This is a genomic window from Exiguobacterium sp. s125, assembly GCF_018618605.1.
Taxonomy (GTDB): Bacteria; Bacillota; Bacilli; order Exiguobacteriales; family Exiguobacteriaceae; genus Exiguobacterium_A; species Exiguobacterium_A oxidotolerans.
Window position 1 is genome coordinate 110410 of the sequence record NZ_JACSMI010000004.1, and the last position, 17615, is coordinate 128024.

Below are 17615 nucleotides of genomic sequence, written 5' to 3' on the forward strand. Positions count from 1 at the left end.
GAATTGAGTGAATTGAAAAAAATCCTTTTATTTTTATGCTGTGCGCTCATTGGATTAAGCGCAGGTTCCGTTTTTATGTTGCATTACTCGAGGGAATCCCCTGACAATAAGTGGCGTGATGGAGCACTGGTCACCCGATATGTCGGAACATCGGTTACAAATACAAATGCAATGACAGGATTTATTGAACGATTTCCATTTTCAGACGCACTTAAACAAGTAAAGATTGAAGGGACTACCGTCTCCTTACGTTATGAAGTGACGGGTAAATCCAGAAAAGAATGGGTCGGGACAAATCATGAATGGATTGATCCGTCTACACCCTCTTTTATCAAAAGTCGATTTTCGCAACTCGTCATGCACCATACGCTGGCTCTTTTTTTAGCGATTCCTAATGTAATGACAGTTGAAATTCAATATACGGATCCTGTATCAATCCTTCAAATTAAAATCACGCGTAATGATTTTGAAGGGTATACACCACGCGATATTGAGCGAGCTTCGACGTCCACTAACCGCTTTAATCGTGTAGTTATTGACGACTATGTATTAGTTGAATCAAGACGAAAATCCTTTCTAGAATACTTCCGTTCACAACTCAAAATATACCCGTAAAGTAGTTGTATCTAGCAAGAAAAAGCTTTTTTCACAAACTTGACACAATGGTATCGTTTACATGTCATTCTTTCGTAAAAACCTTAAATAAGGGGTAGGCAGGGGTTGAACATCTTATAAGATGGAAGTATGATAATAAGTGAACAAACATTGTGAAGTGTTGAACAAGAAGAAAGCGAGGTTTCTACAATGAATGAAGTAGAAGCATTAGAAGGGCTAAGAAATAAAGCGGTTAAATCAACTAAAATGCTACAAATGCGTCCACTCGAATATTTAGTTCGTGCCATGCTTGCTGGAGTATTCATCGGTTTTGCTATCATATTTACACTCAAAGCAATCAACGGACTTTATCTAAATGAATCGGCTGCGATGACGCTCGTCGGTGGATTAACTTTTGGTGTTGCGCTTGTCTTAATCGTCTACGGCGGTGCAGAACTGTTTACAGGAAATACGATGTATTTTACTACGGCGACGATGCGTGGATACACTACAAAAATGGATACGTTTAAAGTATGGACGATTTGTTTGATTGGTAATGGTCTCGGAGGACTTGCCTTCGCGTTACTCTTTTCGCAAACTGGAATCATTCAAGAGTTAGGCGCAAACAACTGGTTGTTCGCTGTCTCTGAATCGAAAATCCATCACTCGACATGGGAAATTTTTACGCGAGCAATCTTCTGTAACTGGATGGTTTGTTTAGCGATTTTCATTCCGAAAAACATGAAAAATGAATTGGCACAAATCATGATGATGATGGTTTTAGTTGCTGTCTTCTTCGCATCAGGTTTTGACCATGTCATTGCCAATATGGCATTGTTCTCAATCGCGCTTGTCGTACCTCACCCAGAGGCGATTTCATTTGCCGGAGCAATCCATAACTTAATTCCTGCTCTCTTCGGTAACATCATCGGTGGAGCACTCTTCATGGGAATGGTTTACACATGGTTGAATAAAGAAAAGCTAGAAGTGGATCAATCAAAACAACAAGCTGCGACAATCAACATCGCGACGAAAAAAAAAGCATAAAGAAAAGGTAAGGTAGCGACGGGTTTTCCCGCCTCCCTTACCTTTTTCTTTATTCGAGATGTTGGAAGCGATCGACATCTGCTGCGAGTTCTTCATAGATCGATTCGACGATTTGAGCATCATCGAACAGACCGAGAACATTTTCGTCAGGTAGTGCATCAACTGGGGAAGTAAAATAGAGCACAGCCGTCAATAATAATTGTTCTTGTTCTTCCTTCATCGAAAAACGTTTTTGATAAAGGGCACGTAACATCTCAAGTAACTGTTTAAGTTGGAAATACAGCACGAGTTCTGCTTCACGTTCGATATCAGACCCTTCTTCTGAAGCGATATCTTTTGTTAAATGTGCTAAGCCAACTTCTCCTCGAATCAATAAATCTTCCTGTGCTTTGTGATCTCCGACTAACGCCAATGCCTGACGGTGGAAATATGTGTAAGCGGATTTAAAATCTCCTGGTACGAATTCCATGTTCAACACTCCTTCTCTACACCTAGTTTCACCTTATTTCTTGCAAAATTGCAACTCTTTCGTGAAAATAAGAGTAAGAGACGAAAGGGGATTACATAATGCCGACTCAAGAACAACTCAAAAAGTATGCAGCACTCGCTGTACGTACAGGAATCAATTTGCAATCCGGTCAGCAACTAGAAATTCGTGCTGGCATCGAAAATGCACCACTTGTTCGTGAAATTACACGTGTTGCTTACGAAGTAGGCGCATCGAACGTTTACGTGCAATGGTCAGATGATGAAATGACGAAAATCCGTTATTTCGATGCACCGGAAGATTCGTTTGACGCATTTCCAGAGTGGTTAAAAGCACGGTTCGATCAGTTAGCTGATGAAAAGACAGCCTTCTTATCTGTCGTCAGTGAAGATCCAGATCTTTTAAACGGAGTCGAGTCGAGTCGTATCGCGCGCGCGAATAAAGCAGCAGGAGTTGCACTAGCCAATTGGCGTAAATTCGTCATGAGCGACAATGTAAGCTGGTGTGTCGTTGCTGCACCTTCAGATGCTTGGGCGGCTAAGGTATTCCCGGACTCGGAAAACGCTGTAGAAGAGCTATGGGAAGCGATTTTAAAGGCAACTCGTGTCGATCAAGCAGATCCAGTCGCTGCATGGGAGAAACATGATCACAATCTCCGTACGAAAGCGACATTCTTGACGGAGAAAAAATATAAAACACTTCATTACTCGGCACCAGGGACGGAATTATCGATCGAGTTACCAGAGCGTCATGTATGGCTCGGTGGTGGTGGACCGAATGCGGACGGTGTTGATTTCATCGCGAACCTTCCGACGGAGGAGGTCTTTACGTTACCGAAGAAGACAGGAGTCAACGGTCATGTCTCGAGTACGAAGCCACTCAGCTACAGCGGAAACTTGATTGATGGCTTTACGCTTTGGTTTGAAGATGGGAAAATCGTCAAAGCAGAAGCGAAACAGGGTCAAGCGGCATTAGATGAGTTGATTTCGCTCGACGAAGGAGCACGTTATCTCGGAGAAGTAGCACTCGTGCCGCACCATTCACCAATCTCTGACTCGGGCATCTTGTTCTATAATACGTTGTTCGATGAGAATGCCTCATGTCACCTCGCGATTGGTCGTGCCTACTCGACGTGCCTTGAGAATGGACCAAGTTTATCGAATGAAGAATTAGCCGAGCAAGGGGCGAATGATTCGATGACGCATGTTGATTTCATGATTGGCTCAGCAGATATGGCAATCGATGGCGAATTAGCAGACGGTACACGCGAAGCGTTAATGCGTAACGGCAACTGGTCAATTTAAGGATGAGCCGAATGGAGGCTAAAAAAGTAACAGGAACGGGTATCCGTTCCTGTTACTTTTTTGTGTTTAAGGAAAGTATTCGTATTAAAGTTCTTCACCGATGATTTTTACTTCGGTCTCGAGGAGAATCCCGAATTTATCCTGCACCGTTTCTTGAACGTGGTGAATAAGCGAAATGTAATCAGTCGCCGTTGCATTTTCGATATTGACGATGAAACCGGCATGTTTTTGTGAGACTTCCGCTCCACCAATTCGTGTCCCTTGAAGTCCGCTGTCCTGGATTAACTTTCCGGCGAAATATCCTTCAGGGCGCTTAAAGACACTGCCGCAAGAAGGGTATTCGAGGGGTTGCTTCGTTTCACGCTTATTCGTCAAATCGTCCATGACTTCCTTGATGAGAACAGGATCCCCCTCCGTCAAAGAAAAACGTCCTTCGAGAATGATATATTCTTTTTTAGCGAAACAGCTTGTCCGGTATCCAAGTTCGAGTTCGTCGCGTGTGATGTTTAACAGCTCACCTTGGCGTGTTAAAACCGTCGCGCTCTGAAGACAATCTTTGACTTCCCCTCCATACGCACCAGCATTCATGATAAGAGCACCACCGACTGTGCCGGGGATTCCACAGGCAAACTCGAGACCACTCAACGCATGATCATAAGCGACGCGTGAGGCTTGGATGATGGCCGCGCCGCTTTGTGCGACGAGCTCATGTTCTTCGACCGAAATATCCGTTAATTTTTCAAATGATAAGACGATGCCACGAATCCCGCCATCACGTACGACGAGGTTCGATCCATTACCGAGTAATGTCAATGGGAGATCGTTCTCATAAGCATAGCGAACAGCAAAAGCTGTTTCTTCGTAAGAAGAAGGAATGATGAAAAGGTCGGCAATTCCTCCCATTTTCGTATACGTATGATATTTTAACGGTTCATTCACTAATACAGAGTCTTCGTTTAATCCCTCGTAAAGCCCAGTCAACAACTGTTCAGTCATATAAGTTCTCAGTCCTTTTTTTATGAATTCCATTCAGCGAAAGTACGCTCAAAATATATTTTACACTAATTACGTAATTGATGTTTAGCACATAGTTCCCAAAATACAGAGTTGACACGAAAAATGCAAGGTTTATCCGAAAACTGTCATCGCTTAGTAATGAAAATATATATCTGGAATTCCGAATTTCGAAAGGTGAACAAGACAAAATAAGGATTTAGGGTATGAATCGGTTAGAAAAGGGGGAATTATAAATACGTATATAGAAGGATGTTCGGAAAATTAGGAGGGGAATCGATATGGAGAGCGAACGTTTGAGAATGCGACCTTTTTCTCAGGAAGATTTCGACTTTTATAAAGAACTCGTTCAAAATGAATTAGTGATGCAGTATATTAACGGTGGTGTTTCATTGGATGAGACGGAGGCCCGTTTATGGTTCGATCAACAATTCGAGCGGTATGAAGATGAACGTCAGACGGGCTTTTTGCTGATTGAAAAAAAAGAGGATGAGGAACCAATCGGTTTTGCAGGACTCATCCTACAAGAAGTCGACGGAGTAGAAGAACTTGAAGTCGGATATTGGTTAAAGCCGAAGCACTGGAAAGTCGGATACGGGCGTGAAGCAGCGAAACGTCTGATGCGTGAGGCATTTGAACGTGGAAACGATCGTCTGATTTCAATCATTCATCCAGAAAATCATTCTTCTCAAAAGGTGGCTCGCGCCAACGGATTGGGTTGGGAAAAAGAAACGGTCTTTAAAGGGATACCGGTCGTCGTCTATTCATGCAGACTAACCCGTCTATTTAGAGGCTGAACATTAAAGCAGAGGAGTGTAATTCATGTATCATACAGAATTTATTCGGTTTAATCAGCTTGGTGCCTTGACGCTTTATCAGTTATTAAAATTAAGAACTGATATTTTTGTCGTTGAGCAGGAATGTGCCTATTCAGAGCTCGATAATCGTGATCAGGAGGCGATTCATGCACTTGCCTATGCAGATCAGCAGTTAATCGGTTGCCTTCGAGTACTCCCTAAAAATCAATCAGGTGCTGTAGCGATTGGTCGTGTCGCCGTTCACGCTGATTTTCGGTCGCACGGCATTGCACGTCGCTTGATGAATGAAGCAATCGAACACATCCGGACACAAGAAGAAACAGGGATTTATTTGCAGGCCCAGGCCCATCTAAAAAAGTTTTATGCATCGTTTGGGTTTGAAGAGACATCTGATGTGTATTTGGAGGATGGAATTCCACACCTTGATATGCATTTATCGCTTAAAGAAGAGTATTGAATGTTCCTTTACCTAGCAACTAAAGTTCTCATCTAGGTTGGGAAGACGTCTCTCCCTTGTCGTCCCAATGGTTGTAGACATGAGGAAACGCTTATTTTCGAGAAATACTTCAAAAAATAGCGGAGTGAGCCGATGATGAGAGCAGAACGAATTTCATTCGGAGGTGAATCAGTCTATGAAAAAAGTACTGGTCATTCTCGCGTTAAGTCTGATTGGACTTTTATCTTTTGCGGTCGGAATTTCTTACGCAGAGCTTCAAAGCAGCCAACAGAACTCAGAAAAGCAGTTAAAGACGATGCTTGAAAAACATCATGGAATCAGTGAAGCATCATTTTTAGAAGTGAAGGCATCGTTTTCCCTGCAACATCGACAGGTAATCCAGGTTCGATTGCGTGGAGAACCGGCCATTACTTATGAGTTCATTCAGCCGGAACAGACAATTGAATATAGCGGTTCAATTGGAACGAGTGTCGAAAAAGTCGGAAAGCAAGATGAGATTTTTCGATCGATGCCTTTAAAAGTAGGCGAGAATTGATAGATCCTGGTGGATTTCCTTATTGTGAGGAAGGCATCAGGATTTTTTTGGCTTTCAAGAAAAGATAATATTGCGTACACTACGAAGAGAAGCAGTATTCAGGGGGGCAAACCGATGATGAAACGATTTGTGAAAAATGAGGCAGTTGGTCAGGCAGTGCGTGCATTTAAAGAATTGAATCGAAAAGATTTTGAGTATTACAATGCTGAGTTGTCCGAACAAGAACGGGTCGCTTTAAATTTCGTGAAGCGAGCTTTTGACTTAGAGTCATCAGAGCACTTGGCGCTAGCGCTTGATACGAACCAACCAGTCATTGAACTCGATCGTCTGTTACTTAAGTTGGGGGCGATACAAGATAGAACGCTCTTTTTCCGTTTGTTGGTACAACATGGTGTAGATCTCAATCAATTAAAAGAGCTTGATGGACATCGTTCAATTGTCCGTCAACCGCTAGCATTTCCAGTCGGTCTATACAGTGCAATCAATCATGAACTTTTTCAATTGGCGATAGAGGCTGGTCTTGATTTAGACTACACGACATCCTTGCAACGGAGTGATCGTTTTTTAGAAACGCATGTGATTAATATGCTTGATCTCTATTTGTTGCTTGATTTAGAAGACGAAATGGACGTACGAAGCCTAGAATTTTTTACAGACCATCCGGCAACAATCGGTTTTGTTGAGCAGTTAAAGCGGTCGAATCCGTCAAGCATTCAGACAATCGTCGAGACTAAAAAATATCAAGTTGATTTTAAATATGCCAAACACTATCCACTCTTTTACGCGATGATCGGTCGGCATACAGAAGTATTTGAACAGTTGCTTGAAGCAGTTTTAAAAATGGAGAAGGAACAACTGCTTTTAGAAGATGCACTGTTAGCCTTTCATAACCACCAACCAGGTCAAGCGAGTGCGTTAGGAAATGACTATATCGACAGTCTATATCAGATGGGGGAGCAGCTAAGGATCCGAGCAAATATTGATTTCAAACAAGTGGAGGATGCCTACGTCCTGGCGGAATATCAAGAAATCGTTGAGCGGTTACGTAAAGATTCTCTAGAGTAAGTATGCCAGTGTGAGAAGAGTTGAATATCACAGAATGTATCGGGGTCATATAAACGAAGGGCTTCTTGATGTGTTGAAAAACAATACGTCTCGAATGTCCGAACTGTCGTGCGTTTTAATTTAGCTTGAAAGGTCTCAAGAATTCTTCGCCCGTATCCTTGATTCTTCAATTCAGGGATACACGTAATTTCGAGTAAACGAATCGTTTGCTTTTGTTTTTGGATGATGATTGTTCCGACGATTGTTTGTTGATCGTAGACAAGGTACGGCAATGCCCCCTGTTCAATCAAATATTCGATATGGGATACGTCATAGCTAAATAAAAAATGTGAGGATTGAATCGACTCGTTTCTGAGATTTAAGAACAAGGAGCGGTTTCGGAGGGTAAGTGGCTTGAATTGAAGTGATGCGGCATGATCATTGATGAGACCGATGAAGCGAAATTGTTCAGAGGAGAGTGTATAACCGAGCGTGTTCCAAGTCGAGACCAACCCGAAGTCATGTGGTGGAATGATTTGAACGTCGATTTGATGAGGATGTAGAGAGAGCGCGTAATCATGGACGAAATGCGCCAAAGTGCGGAAAGCAATCAAGTCCGTGTAAGCGGCATTGATGATTTGAAGGGACGAGGCGAATTGGTTAAATCCTAATGTCGCGCAGACGGCATCACCCTTGATCAAAGCCCATTGATATTTTTCAGGTGGTTGGAATGAGAGGGACGGAGGAGATAAGCGGTTTTTTTGTAACAACTGATGGACGAGACGACGTTGACCGTGCGACAATTGCTCGTAACGTAAAATTTTCAAACGCTACACTTCCTTTTCTGATTAGGATGAAACAATATCTTAAGTATACTATAAGCAATAAAAGGAAAATAATAGTTTTTATCATAAAAGGTAAAAGTAATCTGGTAGAAACGGGGGAGGGATTAGATTGGGGAAAAAGTTTATCTATGTCTGCTTCTTTTTGTTTTTAAGTAGTATCCATCCCGTTCAAGCACAAGATTTAGATAAACAAGAAACGAGCGTCCGAGAAGCTGTGACGTATGGAAGCTATGGAACGATGGATGAACTCATCATTGATCGAAAAGAACCGACATATGATGGTTTTGACTCACCGAATGACATGGCATTTTTATTTGCCTGTATCGCACTGCTTGCAACTGTAGGACTTGGAATCGTCAATACATCAGATTGAAAGAGCCTCGGGAAACCTTTCCGAAGCTCTTTTTTTGTATTTAAAAATGAATATGTTTGGTTCGGCCAACGCGTTCAATCCGATCATGTTCTTCATCTAGACCCGCCTGTTCCAGCAAGTCGAGATAATAGCGAAATGGAGTCGAACGGTGTGAAAAATAAGGAATATATTCTGTGAAAAGCATCGTTTCGGCTCGTTCTAGTTCACGTAAAGCAATCAGGGCATGAAGTTCTGCGAAGCGAATCTCTTGATAGAGGATGAGCTGGTCTGCATCGATGCGAACGTTCATTTGAAGCTTTTTCGCATGCATGTTCAATAACGATAGGTAAGACTCACGCTCTTGTCGCGTTTCACAATGCTCGAGAACGGCAAGGAAAAGGTCACTGCGTTCTGTGTCGACGTCGATCGGTACCTTTAACGCCGTGTAGATGGCGCGCTTCATCCACGCATTATCGGATGTGTCGAGCTTGTAGTAACCAACGAGTTCTTGGAAGAGCTCAACTTGAGAGACTTTAATCAGTCGGAAGGGGTCGTTACTCAGGAAAAGAGGTTCTTCACCAGCGGCGGAAGACAGTAAAAAAAAGAATTCTTCGAAAGCAACACGCGTTCCGTTCTTTCGACCAACATAATGTCGCAGGTGTTTTAATAATCGTTTTGCTGTGACGTACCAGTTTTTTTGTTCGCGTACGGAAACGATTGTACTTGGTTCTAAATACTCACCATCGTAAGCGAGTTGAATGAATTGTTCAGTTTGCTCGATGGTTTGTTCGATTGTCGGTTGTTCTTGTTCTTTTTTTAGACCTTTATATTTTGCGAATTGCGACAGCATCAAATCTAATTCTTTATCTTCAATTGTTTGTTTAGGAAGTTGGCGATAGATCTCTACGATAATGTCGCGAAGGGTAGTATCGCCATATTGCTCCAGTAAAAGACGTAATTTTCGAATTCTCATGATCGCCCTCCTTCGACAAAAACACAGCACTTCATTATTCATTTCCCGATTTTTTCATAAAACGAACATCTTTCATTTGCTCTTTTACACAATCATTGCCTATTTTTAAAGGGAAAGATTAATTTAAGGGAGAGATTCAGATGAATGAAACGATTGAACATTTATTAAACCACCGCTCGATCCGGAAATTTAAGGAACATCAACTCGACGAACAGACGATTGAACTATTAATCCAATCTGCCCAGGCTGCTTCGACGTCTTCTTATCAACAAGCCTACGCAATTGTCGGAATTGAGGATTTAGAAAAAAAACAGCAACTCGTAGAAGTAGCGAGTGGACAAAGTTATGTAGCAGATAATAGCTACTTCTTCGTCTTCTGTATCGACTACCATAAACATATGTTGGCAGCAGAGATTGCGAATGGCTCAGTCGCTGACACAGTCGAAACGACGGAAGCGTTGATTGTCGGAGCGGTTGATGCAGGACTTGCCGCACAGAACCTTGTCGTAGCAGCAGAATCATTAGGATACGGGACAGTTTATATCGGTTCACTTCGTAATGACGCTCGAAAAGTGAGTGAACTTCTTGAGTTGCCAAGTCACGTCGTACCGTTATTTGGTGTTGCAGTCGGTTTGCCGGATCAACAGTCAGGTAAAAAACCCCGTCTTCCGATGGAGGCAATCTTCCATCGTAATACGTATACTAATGACAACAAGATGCGTGAGTTGCTAGAACAGTATGAGGCAGAAACCTCGTCATATTATGGAGAGCGGACGGATGGCGCACGAACTGAGGGATGGGTCTATCAAATGGCTGCCTCGATGAAGGAACCGAAACGGACGTATCTACGTAAGTTCTTACAAGATAAGCAGTTATCGCAAGACTAAAACGGAGGTACTATTATGGATGAGTTTCAATCAGGTCGTTCTCGACTAGAACGAAAACGACAGGAAGAAGAGCAGACGCGACGTACTTCGACACATACACCAATTGAGCATCGAGCAGACCAGCGAATGCGGATTGACGCCTCACAACGGCAGAATCATCGATACGTCGAGGATGGACCAACTTTGACGTCGCGTTCAGTTCAACAAAATCACCGGGGCTCGCAGAAAAAAACACGGACTGGTATCGGAGGACGACTTTTCACCGTAGTCAGAAGGTCTGCCAAGCAAGTCGGAACGATTATGGCGGAGCGGACACGGTCGAATCGACGTAAAAATGGACGTTTGGAAGAAAAGGTACCACGTGAGACGAGGCAGGATGGTTTAAAGAAACAACCTGTTGAGAGAAAGAAACGTCGCTTCAAAACAAAAATATTTGGGCTGCTCTTAGTTCTATTGATTGGCTTTATCCTGTTTGCCTCACAGCCGTTTACCTTTTTATTGATCGGAAGCGACGCAAGACCCGGAGAATCGCTACGAGGTTCACGGTCTGATTCACTATCCGTCATGCAATTCGTACCGTTATCACGGACGATTCAGTTAACGTCGATTCCACGTGATACGTATACACCCATCAGTTGTGAGGATGGGAAAAAAGATAAAATCACGCATGCTTTTGCGTTCGGTGGGGAATCGTGTACGCAAAACGCCGTCAGTGAACTACTTGATGTAGACATCGATAGCAAAATCGTTATCTCTTTCGATAGTTTCATTGGTTTAGTTGATCAAATCGGCGGGATTGATCTTGTTTCGACAGGAACATTCTCGGAGCAAGACGCTAGCGGAAAAGCGAATCAATATGCGTTTCAAAAAGGAAAGGAATACCATATGGATGGAGCGATGGCTCTTGCCTATTCTCGTCACCGAAAAACAGACAATGATGGGGCACGAGCCAATCGTCAGTCAGAAGTCATTCAAGCTGTAGCGACGCATCTGTTGAAGCCGACAGGCTGGACTAAAATTTCATCAGCACATGCTTATATGAAAGAGGAGATGAGTTTAGACATCAGTTACCGTCAAATGGCGACAGCAGGCTTAGCCCTGGCATTGATGTCTGAGCGAGAATATCTTGAAATTGACGTTGTCAGTGATCGATTGAATGGCATTTTCTATGATTTCCCGGATGAAAAAGCCCTGACACAATTGAGAGAAAAATTACAGACGACGTTTTACGGTGTACTGGCGAATGACTGACATTAAAAAATAGGTTCCTTTTTGAAAGGTTTCCTTCTCCCTATTGCGGGTATAAATTGATGTACGCAGTTGCGCTTTTGAGAACGGAAGATATCATAGCTGAAGACCTGTCCATATCTTCAATATTCATGCTTCTTTGGCCGGAATGAACATATCTTTGAGTAGGCGGCTTAAAAGACGACGTACCGAAATCCGAACACCTAATCGTCGGGATGATGAGAATTCTTGATTGCTTTTTGATATTTTTAACAGGAGTAAGCGATGAAGGAAGCTCTTATCTGCATAAGTATGAGTAGTTCAATAGAGGTGACTAGCTTATTGAGGAGGGACCTAGCATATGAATGTATTAGTTGTAGGTGCATCAGGTACAATCGGAGCTCGCGTCGTCAAGTCGCTTGCGAAAGGTCATCAAGTCACTGTCATCGTTCGACATAAGCATCTCGTCGATCGCTTCGAAAAACTCGGTGTCAAAGCACATTACGTCGACATTGAAACTGAGCTTGAAAAGGTCATTGATCTCGGGGTGGCAGGTCAAAATGCTGTGATTTGTGCAGCGACCGCGGGTGTCGATGGTGAAGCGACTGAAATTGAGTTGCTCGATCGAACGGTTGCTTTAAAAACGATTGATGCTGCGAAAAAGGCACGTGTCCGTCATTTTGTCCTCCTCAGTGCCTATGGCGCTGATCGACCAAATCAATTTAAAAAAGAAGTCTATCCATTCTATGCCGCAAAAAATGCGGCAGAAGAGCAAATTGAGCATAGTGGTTTGACGTATACAATCATTTGTCCGGTCAACATCGTTGACGGAGAAGGTCTTGGACTAATCGAAGCCGATGAGGATTTAAAAGATGTAAAAGATGCAACGATTTCTGAAATTGATGTCGCGTCGATTTTGGCGGCATCGGTCGATAATCGGGCACTTTTCAATCGACGTTTAGAGGTGAAACAAGGAAAAACGTCACTAAATGAAGCGCTTGGTGGAGACGAATCGTTTGAAAGCATTAAAGACAATCGTCGGGTTAAACAACAACTTCCTCGCTATAACTGACAGTAAAAAAGGATGTATATAAACGAGCATATCACTTCCGGGGAAAATGGAAGGGTATGCTCGTTTTTCATAGATTCAGAGGCTGATTCTGCTACACTAATAGAAAGAGGGAGTGGACAGCAGTTGAAAAAATATTTACTATACGTGATTGTCGGGTTAGCGATTAGTGGGATTGCATATAAAAGCTATGACGCCTATAAAGCACAACAGATTAAAGAATTTACTCAAGCGACGCAACAAGCGCAAGGCGGATTAGAGATTGGAATGAAGGCACCAAATCTCAAGCTGGAACAGGATGGAAAAATGGTGGAACTATCTGATTTGACGAATCGATTGATCGTAATCAATTTTTGGGCGACCTGGTGTCCACCATGTAAACAAGAAATACCTGAACTGAACGCTTTTTCTAAAGCGGTGGACGTGCCCGTCTATGGCATCAACGTGACGACATCCGAACGAAAGGTTTCAGATGTAGCCGATTTTCTGAAAGAGACTCCTGTTGATTACGGGGTGCTCTATGATACGCAGGGCCAATCAGAAAATGCTTATCGATTAGTCGCGATGCCGGCGACTTACGTCATTGATACGGATGGAGTCATCGTCGCAAAACACATTGGTCCTGTTACATCAAGTATGCTAAAAGAGATGGTAGGGAAAAAGGGAGGATGAGGGAATGGAGATTCACTGCCGCGACTGTTCTTATCACATCGTCGCTGAAATCGGTCAGCGGGAGGAATGGGGGGAATTCCCTTCGATGCTAACCTATGGACTAGAACAGTACAGAACAGCATTGCCTTTTTTATTCGTGCCGCCTTATCAGGAACCACTCATTAGCCGAGCGCACATCGATGATCAAAACCGGGCGATGTTAATTAAGAACTATCATGCACATATCGATGCAATTGAAGGCGGGTGGGTCCCGCATCAATACGATTTGTTTCAGTGTCCCTGTTGCGATACGATTTCAACACGCTTTTGGTGTGCACTCTTCATTCCTTCAGCTATCATCGAACCGATTCATCGCTGTGAACGAGATGAGACAGTACTACATCGAATTTCGATTGACGATTTGCACCAAGCGAAGTGTCCCGAATGTAGGCATCAATCCTTGTACGTAAGGAATGATTAAACGCGAAAAAGCCATTTAGAAGATGGAAAGACTGACGTGGGCAAGGACGCTCAAGTAGTCAATTCATTGTCTAAATGGCTTTTTAATTATCATCAACCCATTTGCCGAAAGGAAAACGTCTGAAAGGACGATTGGGATGTACTCGATGCATCAATTGAATACGTTGTACCATCAAAAAGTATTGTGTCACCTAATCGTGCCTCAGTCGGTAAATAGCGGCGAGGGATAAAACTTGAACCGTTCTCCCAGAGAAGAACAGCATATTTACCATCAAGCCGTTCAAGCGTACCACGTTTGATCATATTGGACTCCTCCTACAATTACATCGAAGGCAACCATTTTAAAAGGGTTGCAGTATCTCTCTCTAGTTCTCTGTAATTTTAATCTTATGTTTGGTATATTCCCACTTCGTTTTATCTTTACACTTATTTATCTAAATTAGTCGAGAATCGCTTGAATATCCCTCTTTCACATATAGAAGTGAGAAAAAAGAGGCATACCATTCGACTTATGAATGGTATGCCTTACTGATAATAGATTTACGTCACGCGACACTCTTCGTGACTTGTTTTTTTGTCGGTCGTGTAAAGGCGAAGATGAAAGTGAAGAGGGGAGATAAAATTAAGAAAAAGGCAAATGGCACATACGATGTGACGGGCACACCGAGTGTCGAGGCAAAGAATGCCCCGGATACACCCCAAGGAATCAAAGGATTAACAAGTGTGCCGCCATCTTCAAGCGCACGGGATAAAAACCGTGGGTCAATTGACCGTTCTTCAAAAATTTTCTTGAAGGCTTGTCCCGGTAATAAAATAGACAAGTATTGTTCACCTGCCATGAAGTTAACGCCGATTGCAGCAAGTGCAGCAGACGAGATGATACTCCCGTCACGTTGCAGTTTCGAAACGGTTTTTTCGATAATGACATCGATGACTCCGATACCACGTAAAACACCGCCGAACGCTAACGCGAGCATGACGAGGGAGACGGACCACATCATTGATTGGATGCCACCTTTACTAATGATGCTCGCAACCGTTTCATTCGTTGTTTCGAGCTTGAGACCATTTTGGATGACAGACATCCATTGCGCGATGTTCCAATTTCCTTGAACGAGACCTGTGAGTAATAATCCGCTTAAAACGCCTGCAATCAATGTTGGAATGACTGGCATCTTCCGAATAGCGAGTACCATCACGAGAAGCGGAGAAAGCAATGTCCAAGGAGATAAGCGGAAAAGGCTGTCGAGTGCTTGTTGTGTTGCTCCAATCGCTTCTGAATCAATTGATCCTTCACCTCGTCCAAAAATAAGGAAGAGAACAAATGTGATCGCGATAGCAGGAATCGTTGTTCCCATCATAAAACGAATATGATCAAAAACAGAGACGTTGACGATACCTGGTGCGAAATTCGTCGTATCCGATAAAGGAGACATTTTATCTCCAAAACAAGCACCGCTGATGATTGCACCTGCAGCAAGGGCGGGATTGACACCAAGGACGACGGCGATTCCCATCAAGGCGACACCGACCGTACCAATTGTAGTAAATGAACTGCCTGTAAAGGTCGAAACGATCATCGCGATGATTAAAGCGGTTGGCGCGAACCAGGTCGCAGATAATGTCGACAAGCCATAATGGAGCAAGGTTGGAACGGCACCACTCATCATCCAGACGGCGATTGTCATGCCGACGAGTAACATGATTAAAATCGGTTTAATCGCTTCTCGAATACCGTTAATCATATGTTCTTCAAGTTGACTGAAAGGGAAGCGGCGATACACGGCATACCCTACAACAAAAATAAGACTGGCGAGTATAGCGAGATGTGGTTCGGCCTGTGCACCGAATAATGCGGACAATAAGATAATGATACTAATTCCTAGGATAGCTGCGGATTCACGAAAGGACATGCGCATGCTTCCACCTCCTTATATCTTTGTTACGTTTATGCTTGTTTGCTTTTATGTGTGAAAGTAATGAACAAATGCAATCTTATCGAAGATTCCTGACTGCGTCAACTAAGAAAGTTTTACAGCATGTAGACAAAATAACATGGGGTGAAAAAAGCTTTTCCCTTTTTCGTTGCTTTCCTCAGGCGAGGGCAAGGCTGACCCTACGGACAACAAGCAGGGTCTTGTCTACATCTGGCAGGTCGTGTTAAAAACGTACTTTTTCCCGTAGGAATCAACGGAAAAGCGACGCTTTTTAGGCCGTAGCACAGGGAAAGGCAAACCGTACAGCCGTTTTAGAGCGCGCTCGGTCTTGAATCGCTTTAAATTGCGAAAGCAACTTTCCGCGATCCCCGGCAGCTTTGAAGACGAGGTGAGGCAAGGAAGCGTGAACGGACAGCATTTCCGTGTAGAATTTTTGCTTTTCATAAGAGTTTGTCTACATCCTGAGTTTTATTTAGAAATATAACCAGGAATACAAAAAAATGTGACGATTTTTTGTCGTAAACGCTTTCTTTTTTATAAAAAATCTTGCACAATAAGAAAGTAGTGATGTCGATTTTGTGAACAAGAGGAGGATACATATGTTTACAGCGATTTTTGTTGTTGTTATTGCTTTGATGGGGGCAAGCGTTTTTGGAATCGATCATCTCGTCGCACAACGTGCTGAAAAAAGATGAGAAACATGAACTAAAAAGACTTTGACCAGTTACATCTTACTGAAAGGTGTCATCGGTCAAAGTCTTTTTTTGTTTATAAATTAATAAAAATACATTTGACAGTATAAATATACATATGTTTAAATCAGTTTATCATTATTAACGAAGGAGTATCCGACATGAAATGTACAATCATAGGTGCGACGGGATATACAGCAGTCGAATTGATACGAATGATTGAGCAACATCCCCATTTAGAAATCGTCTCTCTCGTGAGTGATTCGAAGGCAACTGAATCGATTACGGAAATATACACATTCATGAATAAAAAAAACTATTCCCTCTTACAGGAGTTCTCACTTTCCCATTTAGAGGAGGTTGGAACGGAACTCATTTTTTTGGCGACTCCAAGCGGAATTTCAAAAAAGTACTTAGAGCAGCTGAGAGATTGGAAAGGGAAAGTCATCGATTTGAGCGGCGATTTACGTCTCGACCAAATATCATATGAACATTGGTACGAAAAACCAGCGGTCGAGCCAATGATTCAAGCAACAGCAACATACGGACTATCAGAATGGAACCGTGAAGCGATAAAAACGAGTCGTTTGATTGCCAATCCAGGGTGTTATGCGACGGCCGTACTCCTGGGTCTCCTACCATTTTTAAAAGAACAGGTCATCGAGCCGGTGCCGATTATCATTCATGCCAGTTCAGGGTTATCGGGAGCCGGGAAATCCTTTAGCGAACAGACACATCATGTGCGATCGAATGAAAACATGCGTCTGTATAAGATGAATCGCCATCAGCACATCCCCGAAATCGAATCGGTCATTCAAACCGTGACGGGGCAAGACGCCATCGTTTCGTTCGCGACACATTTAATTCCAATCAATCGCGGAATCATGGCGACGATGACATTGACTCCACGCATCAATAAATCGGAAACGCAATGGCGTGAGTGGCTCCATGCATTTTACGAGAACGAACCCTTCGTCCGAATTAACGGAAATGATCCGGAAATTAAATCGGTCGTCGGCAGTAACTACTGTGATTTGACGATATACGCTGACGCGAGAACAGGACATCTGACAGTCGTTTCAGTCATTGATAACATGCAAAAGGGTGCAGTCGGGCAAGCGATTCAAAATGCGAACTTGATGTGCGGATATGAGGAAGCACTCGGTTTGACCCAGCAACCATTATTCATTTAAAGGAGGAAC

20 protein-coding genes are annotated in these 17615 nt (G+C 43.0%); 14 read left to right on the forward strand and 6 right to left on the reverse strand.

The features are described 5' to 3' along the window. Positions 1 to 3 precede the first annotated feature (3 nt). Together KNQ05_RS11475 and KNQ05_RS11480 are read left to right on the forward strand one after the other, a co-directional pair. The gene (locus tag KNQ05_RS11475; protein ID WP_157898461.1) at positions 4 to 615 is read left to right on the forward strand and encodes a hypothetical protein; all 612 of its coding nucleotides are present in this window, start codon (positions 4 to 6) and stop codon (positions 613 to 615) included. Between the two features lie 189 nt (positions 616 to 804). Next, entirely contained in the window at positions 805 to 1641 is an 837-nt protein-coding gene (locus tag KNQ05_RS11480) for a formate/nitrite transporter family protein (protein ID WP_088836355.1), read from the forward strand. A 49-nt stretch (positions 1642 to 1690) separates the two neighbouring features. Here KNQ05_RS11480 and KNQ05_RS11485 read toward each other — a convergent pair whose 3' ends face one another. Beyond that, positions 1691 to 2110 (reverse strand): DUF1232 domain-containing protein, encoded by a 420-nt coding sequence (locus tag KNQ05_RS11485; protein WP_029332678.1) that lies wholly within the window; start codon positions 2108 to 2110, stop codon positions 1691 to 1693. A 98-nt stretch (positions 2111 to 2208) separates the two neighbouring features. Between KNQ05_RS11485 and KNQ05_RS11490 the strand changes: the two genes are divergently transcribed. Then, a complete protein-coding gene (locus KNQ05_RS11490; protein WP_214766694.1) occupies positions 2209 to 3432 on the forward strand; it encodes an aminopeptidase in 1224 nt (407 codons plus the stop codon). An 84-nt stretch (positions 3433 to 3516) separates the two neighbouring features. Here KNQ05_RS11490 and murB read toward each other — a convergent pair whose 3' ends face one another. Beyond that, positions 3517 to 4428 (reverse strand): UDP-N-acetylmuramate dehydrogenase, encoded by a 912-nt coding sequence (gene murB / locus KNQ05_RS11495; protein WP_088836357.1) that lies wholly within the window; start codon positions 4426 to 4428, stop codon positions 3517 to 3519. Positions 4429 to 4727: 299 nt separating this feature from the next. Between murB and KNQ05_RS11500 the strand changes: the two genes are divergently transcribed. From KNQ05_RS11500 to KNQ05_RS11515, 4 genes are all read left to right on the forward strand, one after another. Further along, the gene (locus tag KNQ05_RS11500) at positions 4728 to 5243 is read left to right on the forward strand and encodes a GNAT family N-acetyltransferase (RefSeq protein ID WP_214766692.1); all 516 of its coding nucleotides are present in this window, start codon (positions 4728 to 4730) and stop codon (positions 5241 to 5243) included. Between the two features lie 25 nt (positions 5244 to 5268). Next, entirely contained in the window at positions 5269 to 5721 is a 453-nt protein-coding gene (locus KNQ05_RS11505; protein WP_088836359.1) for a GNAT family N-acetyltransferase, read from the forward strand. A 175-nt stretch (positions 5722 to 5896) separates the two neighbouring features. Next, entirely contained in the window at positions 5897 to 6256 is a 360-nt protein-coding gene (locus tag KNQ05_RS11510) for a hypothetical protein (protein WP_088836360.1), read from the forward strand. 114 nt (positions 6257 to 6370) lie between these two features. After that, complete coding sequence (locus KNQ05_RS11515) at positions 6371 to 7321, forward strand: hypothetical protein (RefSeq protein WP_251132504.1); 951 nt, start codon at positions 6371 to 6373, stop codon at positions 7319 to 7321. Here KNQ05_RS11515 and KNQ05_RS11520 read toward each other — a convergent pair. Further along, positions 7279 to 8127, reverse strand: a complete 849-nt coding sequence (locus KNQ05_RS11520) for a GNAT family N-acetyltransferase (RefSeq protein ID WP_214805427.1) — start codon at positions 8125 to 8127, stop codon at positions 7279 to 7281. The two genes, KNQ05_RS11515 and KNQ05_RS11520, sit on opposite strands and share 43 nt — an antisense overlap. 127 nt (positions 8128 to 8254) lie before the next feature. Between KNQ05_RS11520 and KNQ05_RS11525 the strand changes: the two genes are divergently transcribed. Then, positions 8255 to 8518 (forward strand): hypothetical protein, encoded by a 264-nt coding sequence (locus KNQ05_RS11525; protein ID WP_029332686.1) that lies wholly within the window; start codon positions 8255 to 8257, stop codon positions 8516 to 8518. A 40-nt stretch (positions 8519 to 8558) separates the two neighbouring features. Here the strand turns inward: KNQ05_RS11525 and KNQ05_RS11530 are convergent, their stop codons facing one another. Continuing rightward, a complete protein-coding gene (locus tag KNQ05_RS11530) occupies positions 8559 to 9470 on the reverse strand; it encodes a hypothetical protein (RefSeq protein WP_214805429.1) in 912 nt (303 codons plus the stop codon). Positions 9471 to 9610: 140 nt separating this feature from the next. Here KNQ05_RS11530 and nfsA point away from each other — a divergent pair, with 140 nt between their 5' ends. From nfsA to KNQ05_RS11555, 5 genes are all read left to right on the forward strand, one after another. Continuing rightward, positions 9611 to 10357 (forward strand): oxygen-insensitive NADPH nitroreductase, encoded by a 747-nt coding sequence (nfsA, locus tag KNQ05_RS11535; protein ID WP_214805431.1) that lies wholly within the window; start codon positions 9611 to 9613, stop codon positions 10355 to 10357. A gap of 15 nt (positions 10358 to 10372) precedes the next feature. Then, positions 10373 to 11608, forward strand: a complete 1236-nt coding sequence (locus KNQ05_RS11540; RefSeq protein ID WP_214805433.1) for an LCP family protein — start codon at positions 10373 to 10375, stop codon at positions 11606 to 11608. Positions 11609 to 11945: 337 nt separating this feature from the next. After that, positions 11946 to 12656, forward strand: a complete 711-nt coding sequence (locus KNQ05_RS11545; protein ID WP_029332690.1) for an NAD(P)H-binding protein — start codon at positions 11946 to 11948, stop codon at positions 12654 to 12656. A 123-nt stretch (positions 12657 to 12779) separates the two neighbouring features. Further along, complete coding sequence (locus tag KNQ05_RS11550; protein WP_088836364.1) at positions 12780 to 13325, forward strand: TlpA family protein disulfide reductase; 546 nt, start codon at positions 12780 to 12782, stop codon at positions 13323 to 13325. Between the two features lie 4 nt (positions 13326 to 13329). Beyond that, positions 13330 to 13785, forward strand: a complete 456-nt coding sequence (locus tag KNQ05_RS11555; RefSeq protein WP_088836365.1) for a hypothetical protein — start codon at positions 13330 to 13332, stop codon at positions 13783 to 13785. Between the two features lie 92 nt (positions 13786 to 13877). Here the strand turns inward: KNQ05_RS11555 and KNQ05_RS11560 are convergent, their stop codons facing one another. Both KNQ05_RS11560 and nhaC read right to left on the reverse strand, forming a co-directional pair. Then, on the reverse strand, positions 13878 to 14087 hold the full coding sequence (locus tag KNQ05_RS11560) for a DUF3006 domain-containing protein (protein ID WP_029332693.1): 210 nt from the start codon (positions 14085 to 14087) through the stop codon (positions 13878 to 13880). 242 nt (positions 14088 to 14329) lie between these two features. Next, the gene (gene nhaC / locus KNQ05_RS11565; protein WP_214766686.1) at positions 14330 to 15703 is read right to left on the reverse strand and encodes a Na+/H+ antiporter NhaC; all 1374 of its coding nucleotides are present in this window, start codon (positions 15701 to 15703) and stop codon (positions 14330 to 14332) included. A gap of 871 nt (positions 15704 to 16574) precedes the next feature. On the opposite strand from nhaC, the gene argC reads away from it, so the two are divergent. Continuing rightward, the gene (gene argC / locus KNQ05_RS11570; RefSeq protein WP_214805435.1) at positions 16575 to 17606 is read left to right on the forward strand and encodes an N-acetyl-gamma-glutamyl-phosphate reductase; all 1032 of its coding nucleotides are present in this window, start codon (positions 16575 to 16577) and stop codon (positions 17604 to 17606) included. The last annotated feature ends 9 nt before the right edge of the window (positions 17607 to 17615 follow it).

Bases quoted from the DNA above. Each gene is read 5' to 3' on its own strand.
- KNQ05_RS11530 (WP_214805429.1), bottom strand. From the start codon at position 9,470: ATGAGAATTCGAAAATTACGTCTTTTACTGGAGCAATATGGCGATACT.
- KNQ05_RS11480 (WP_088836355.1), top strand. From the start codon at position 805: ATGAATGAAGTAGAAGCATTAGAAGGGCTAAGAAATAAAGCGGTTAAA.
- KNQ05_RS11515 (WP_251132504.1), top strand. From the start codon at position 6,371: ATGATGAAACGATTTGTGAAAAATGAGGCAGTTGGTCAGGCAGTGCGT.
- KNQ05_RS11545 (WP_029332690.1), top strand. From the start codon at position 11,946: ATGAATGTATTAGTTGTAGGTGCATCAGGTACAATCGGAGCTCGCGTC.
- KNQ05_RS11485 (WP_029332678.1), bottom strand. From the start codon at position 2,110: ATGGAATTCGTACCAGGAGATTTTAAATCCGCTTACACATATTTCCAC.
- KNQ05_RS11540 (WP_214805433.1), top strand. From the start codon at position 10,373: ATGGATGAGTTTCAATCAGGTCGTTCTCGACTAGAACGAAAACGACAG.
- KNQ05_RS11510 (WP_088836360.1), top strand. From the start codon at position 5,897: ATGAAAAAAGTACTGGTCATTCTCGCGTTAAGTCTGATTGGACTTTTA.
- argC (WP_214805435.1), top strand. From the start codon at position 16,575: ATGAAATGTACAATCATAGGTGCGACGGGATATACAGCAGTCGAATTG.
- KNQ05_RS11555 (WP_088836365.1), top strand. From the start codon at position 13,330: ATGGAGATTCACTGCCGCGACTGTTCTTATCACATCGTCGCTGAAATC.
- murB (WP_088836357.1), bottom strand. From the start codon at position 4,428: ATGACTGAACAGTTGTTGACTGGGCTTTACGAGGGATTAAACGAAGAC.
- KNQ05_RS11490 (WP_214766694.1), top strand. From the start codon at position 2,209: ATGCCGACTCAAGAACAACTCAAAAAGTATGCAGCACTCGCTGTACGT.
- KNQ05_RS11500 (WP_214766692.1), top strand. From the start codon at position 4,728: ATGGAGAGCGAACGTTTGAGAATGCGACCTTTTTCTCAGGAAGATTTC.
- nhaC (WP_214766686.1), bottom strand. From the start codon at position 15,703: ATGCGCATGTCCTTTCGTGAATCCGCAGCTATCCTAGGAATTAGTATC.
- KNQ05_RS11505 (WP_088836359.1), top strand. From the start codon at position 5,269: ATGTATCATACAGAATTTATTCGGTTTAATCAGCTTGGTGCCTTGACG.
- KNQ05_RS11560 (WP_029332693.1), bottom strand. From the start codon at position 14,087: ATGATCAAACGTGGTACGCTTGAACGGCTTGATGGTAAATATGCTGTT.
- nfsA (WP_214805431.1), top strand. From the start codon at position 9,611: ATGAATGAAACGATTGAACATTTATTAAACCACCGCTCGATCCGGAAA.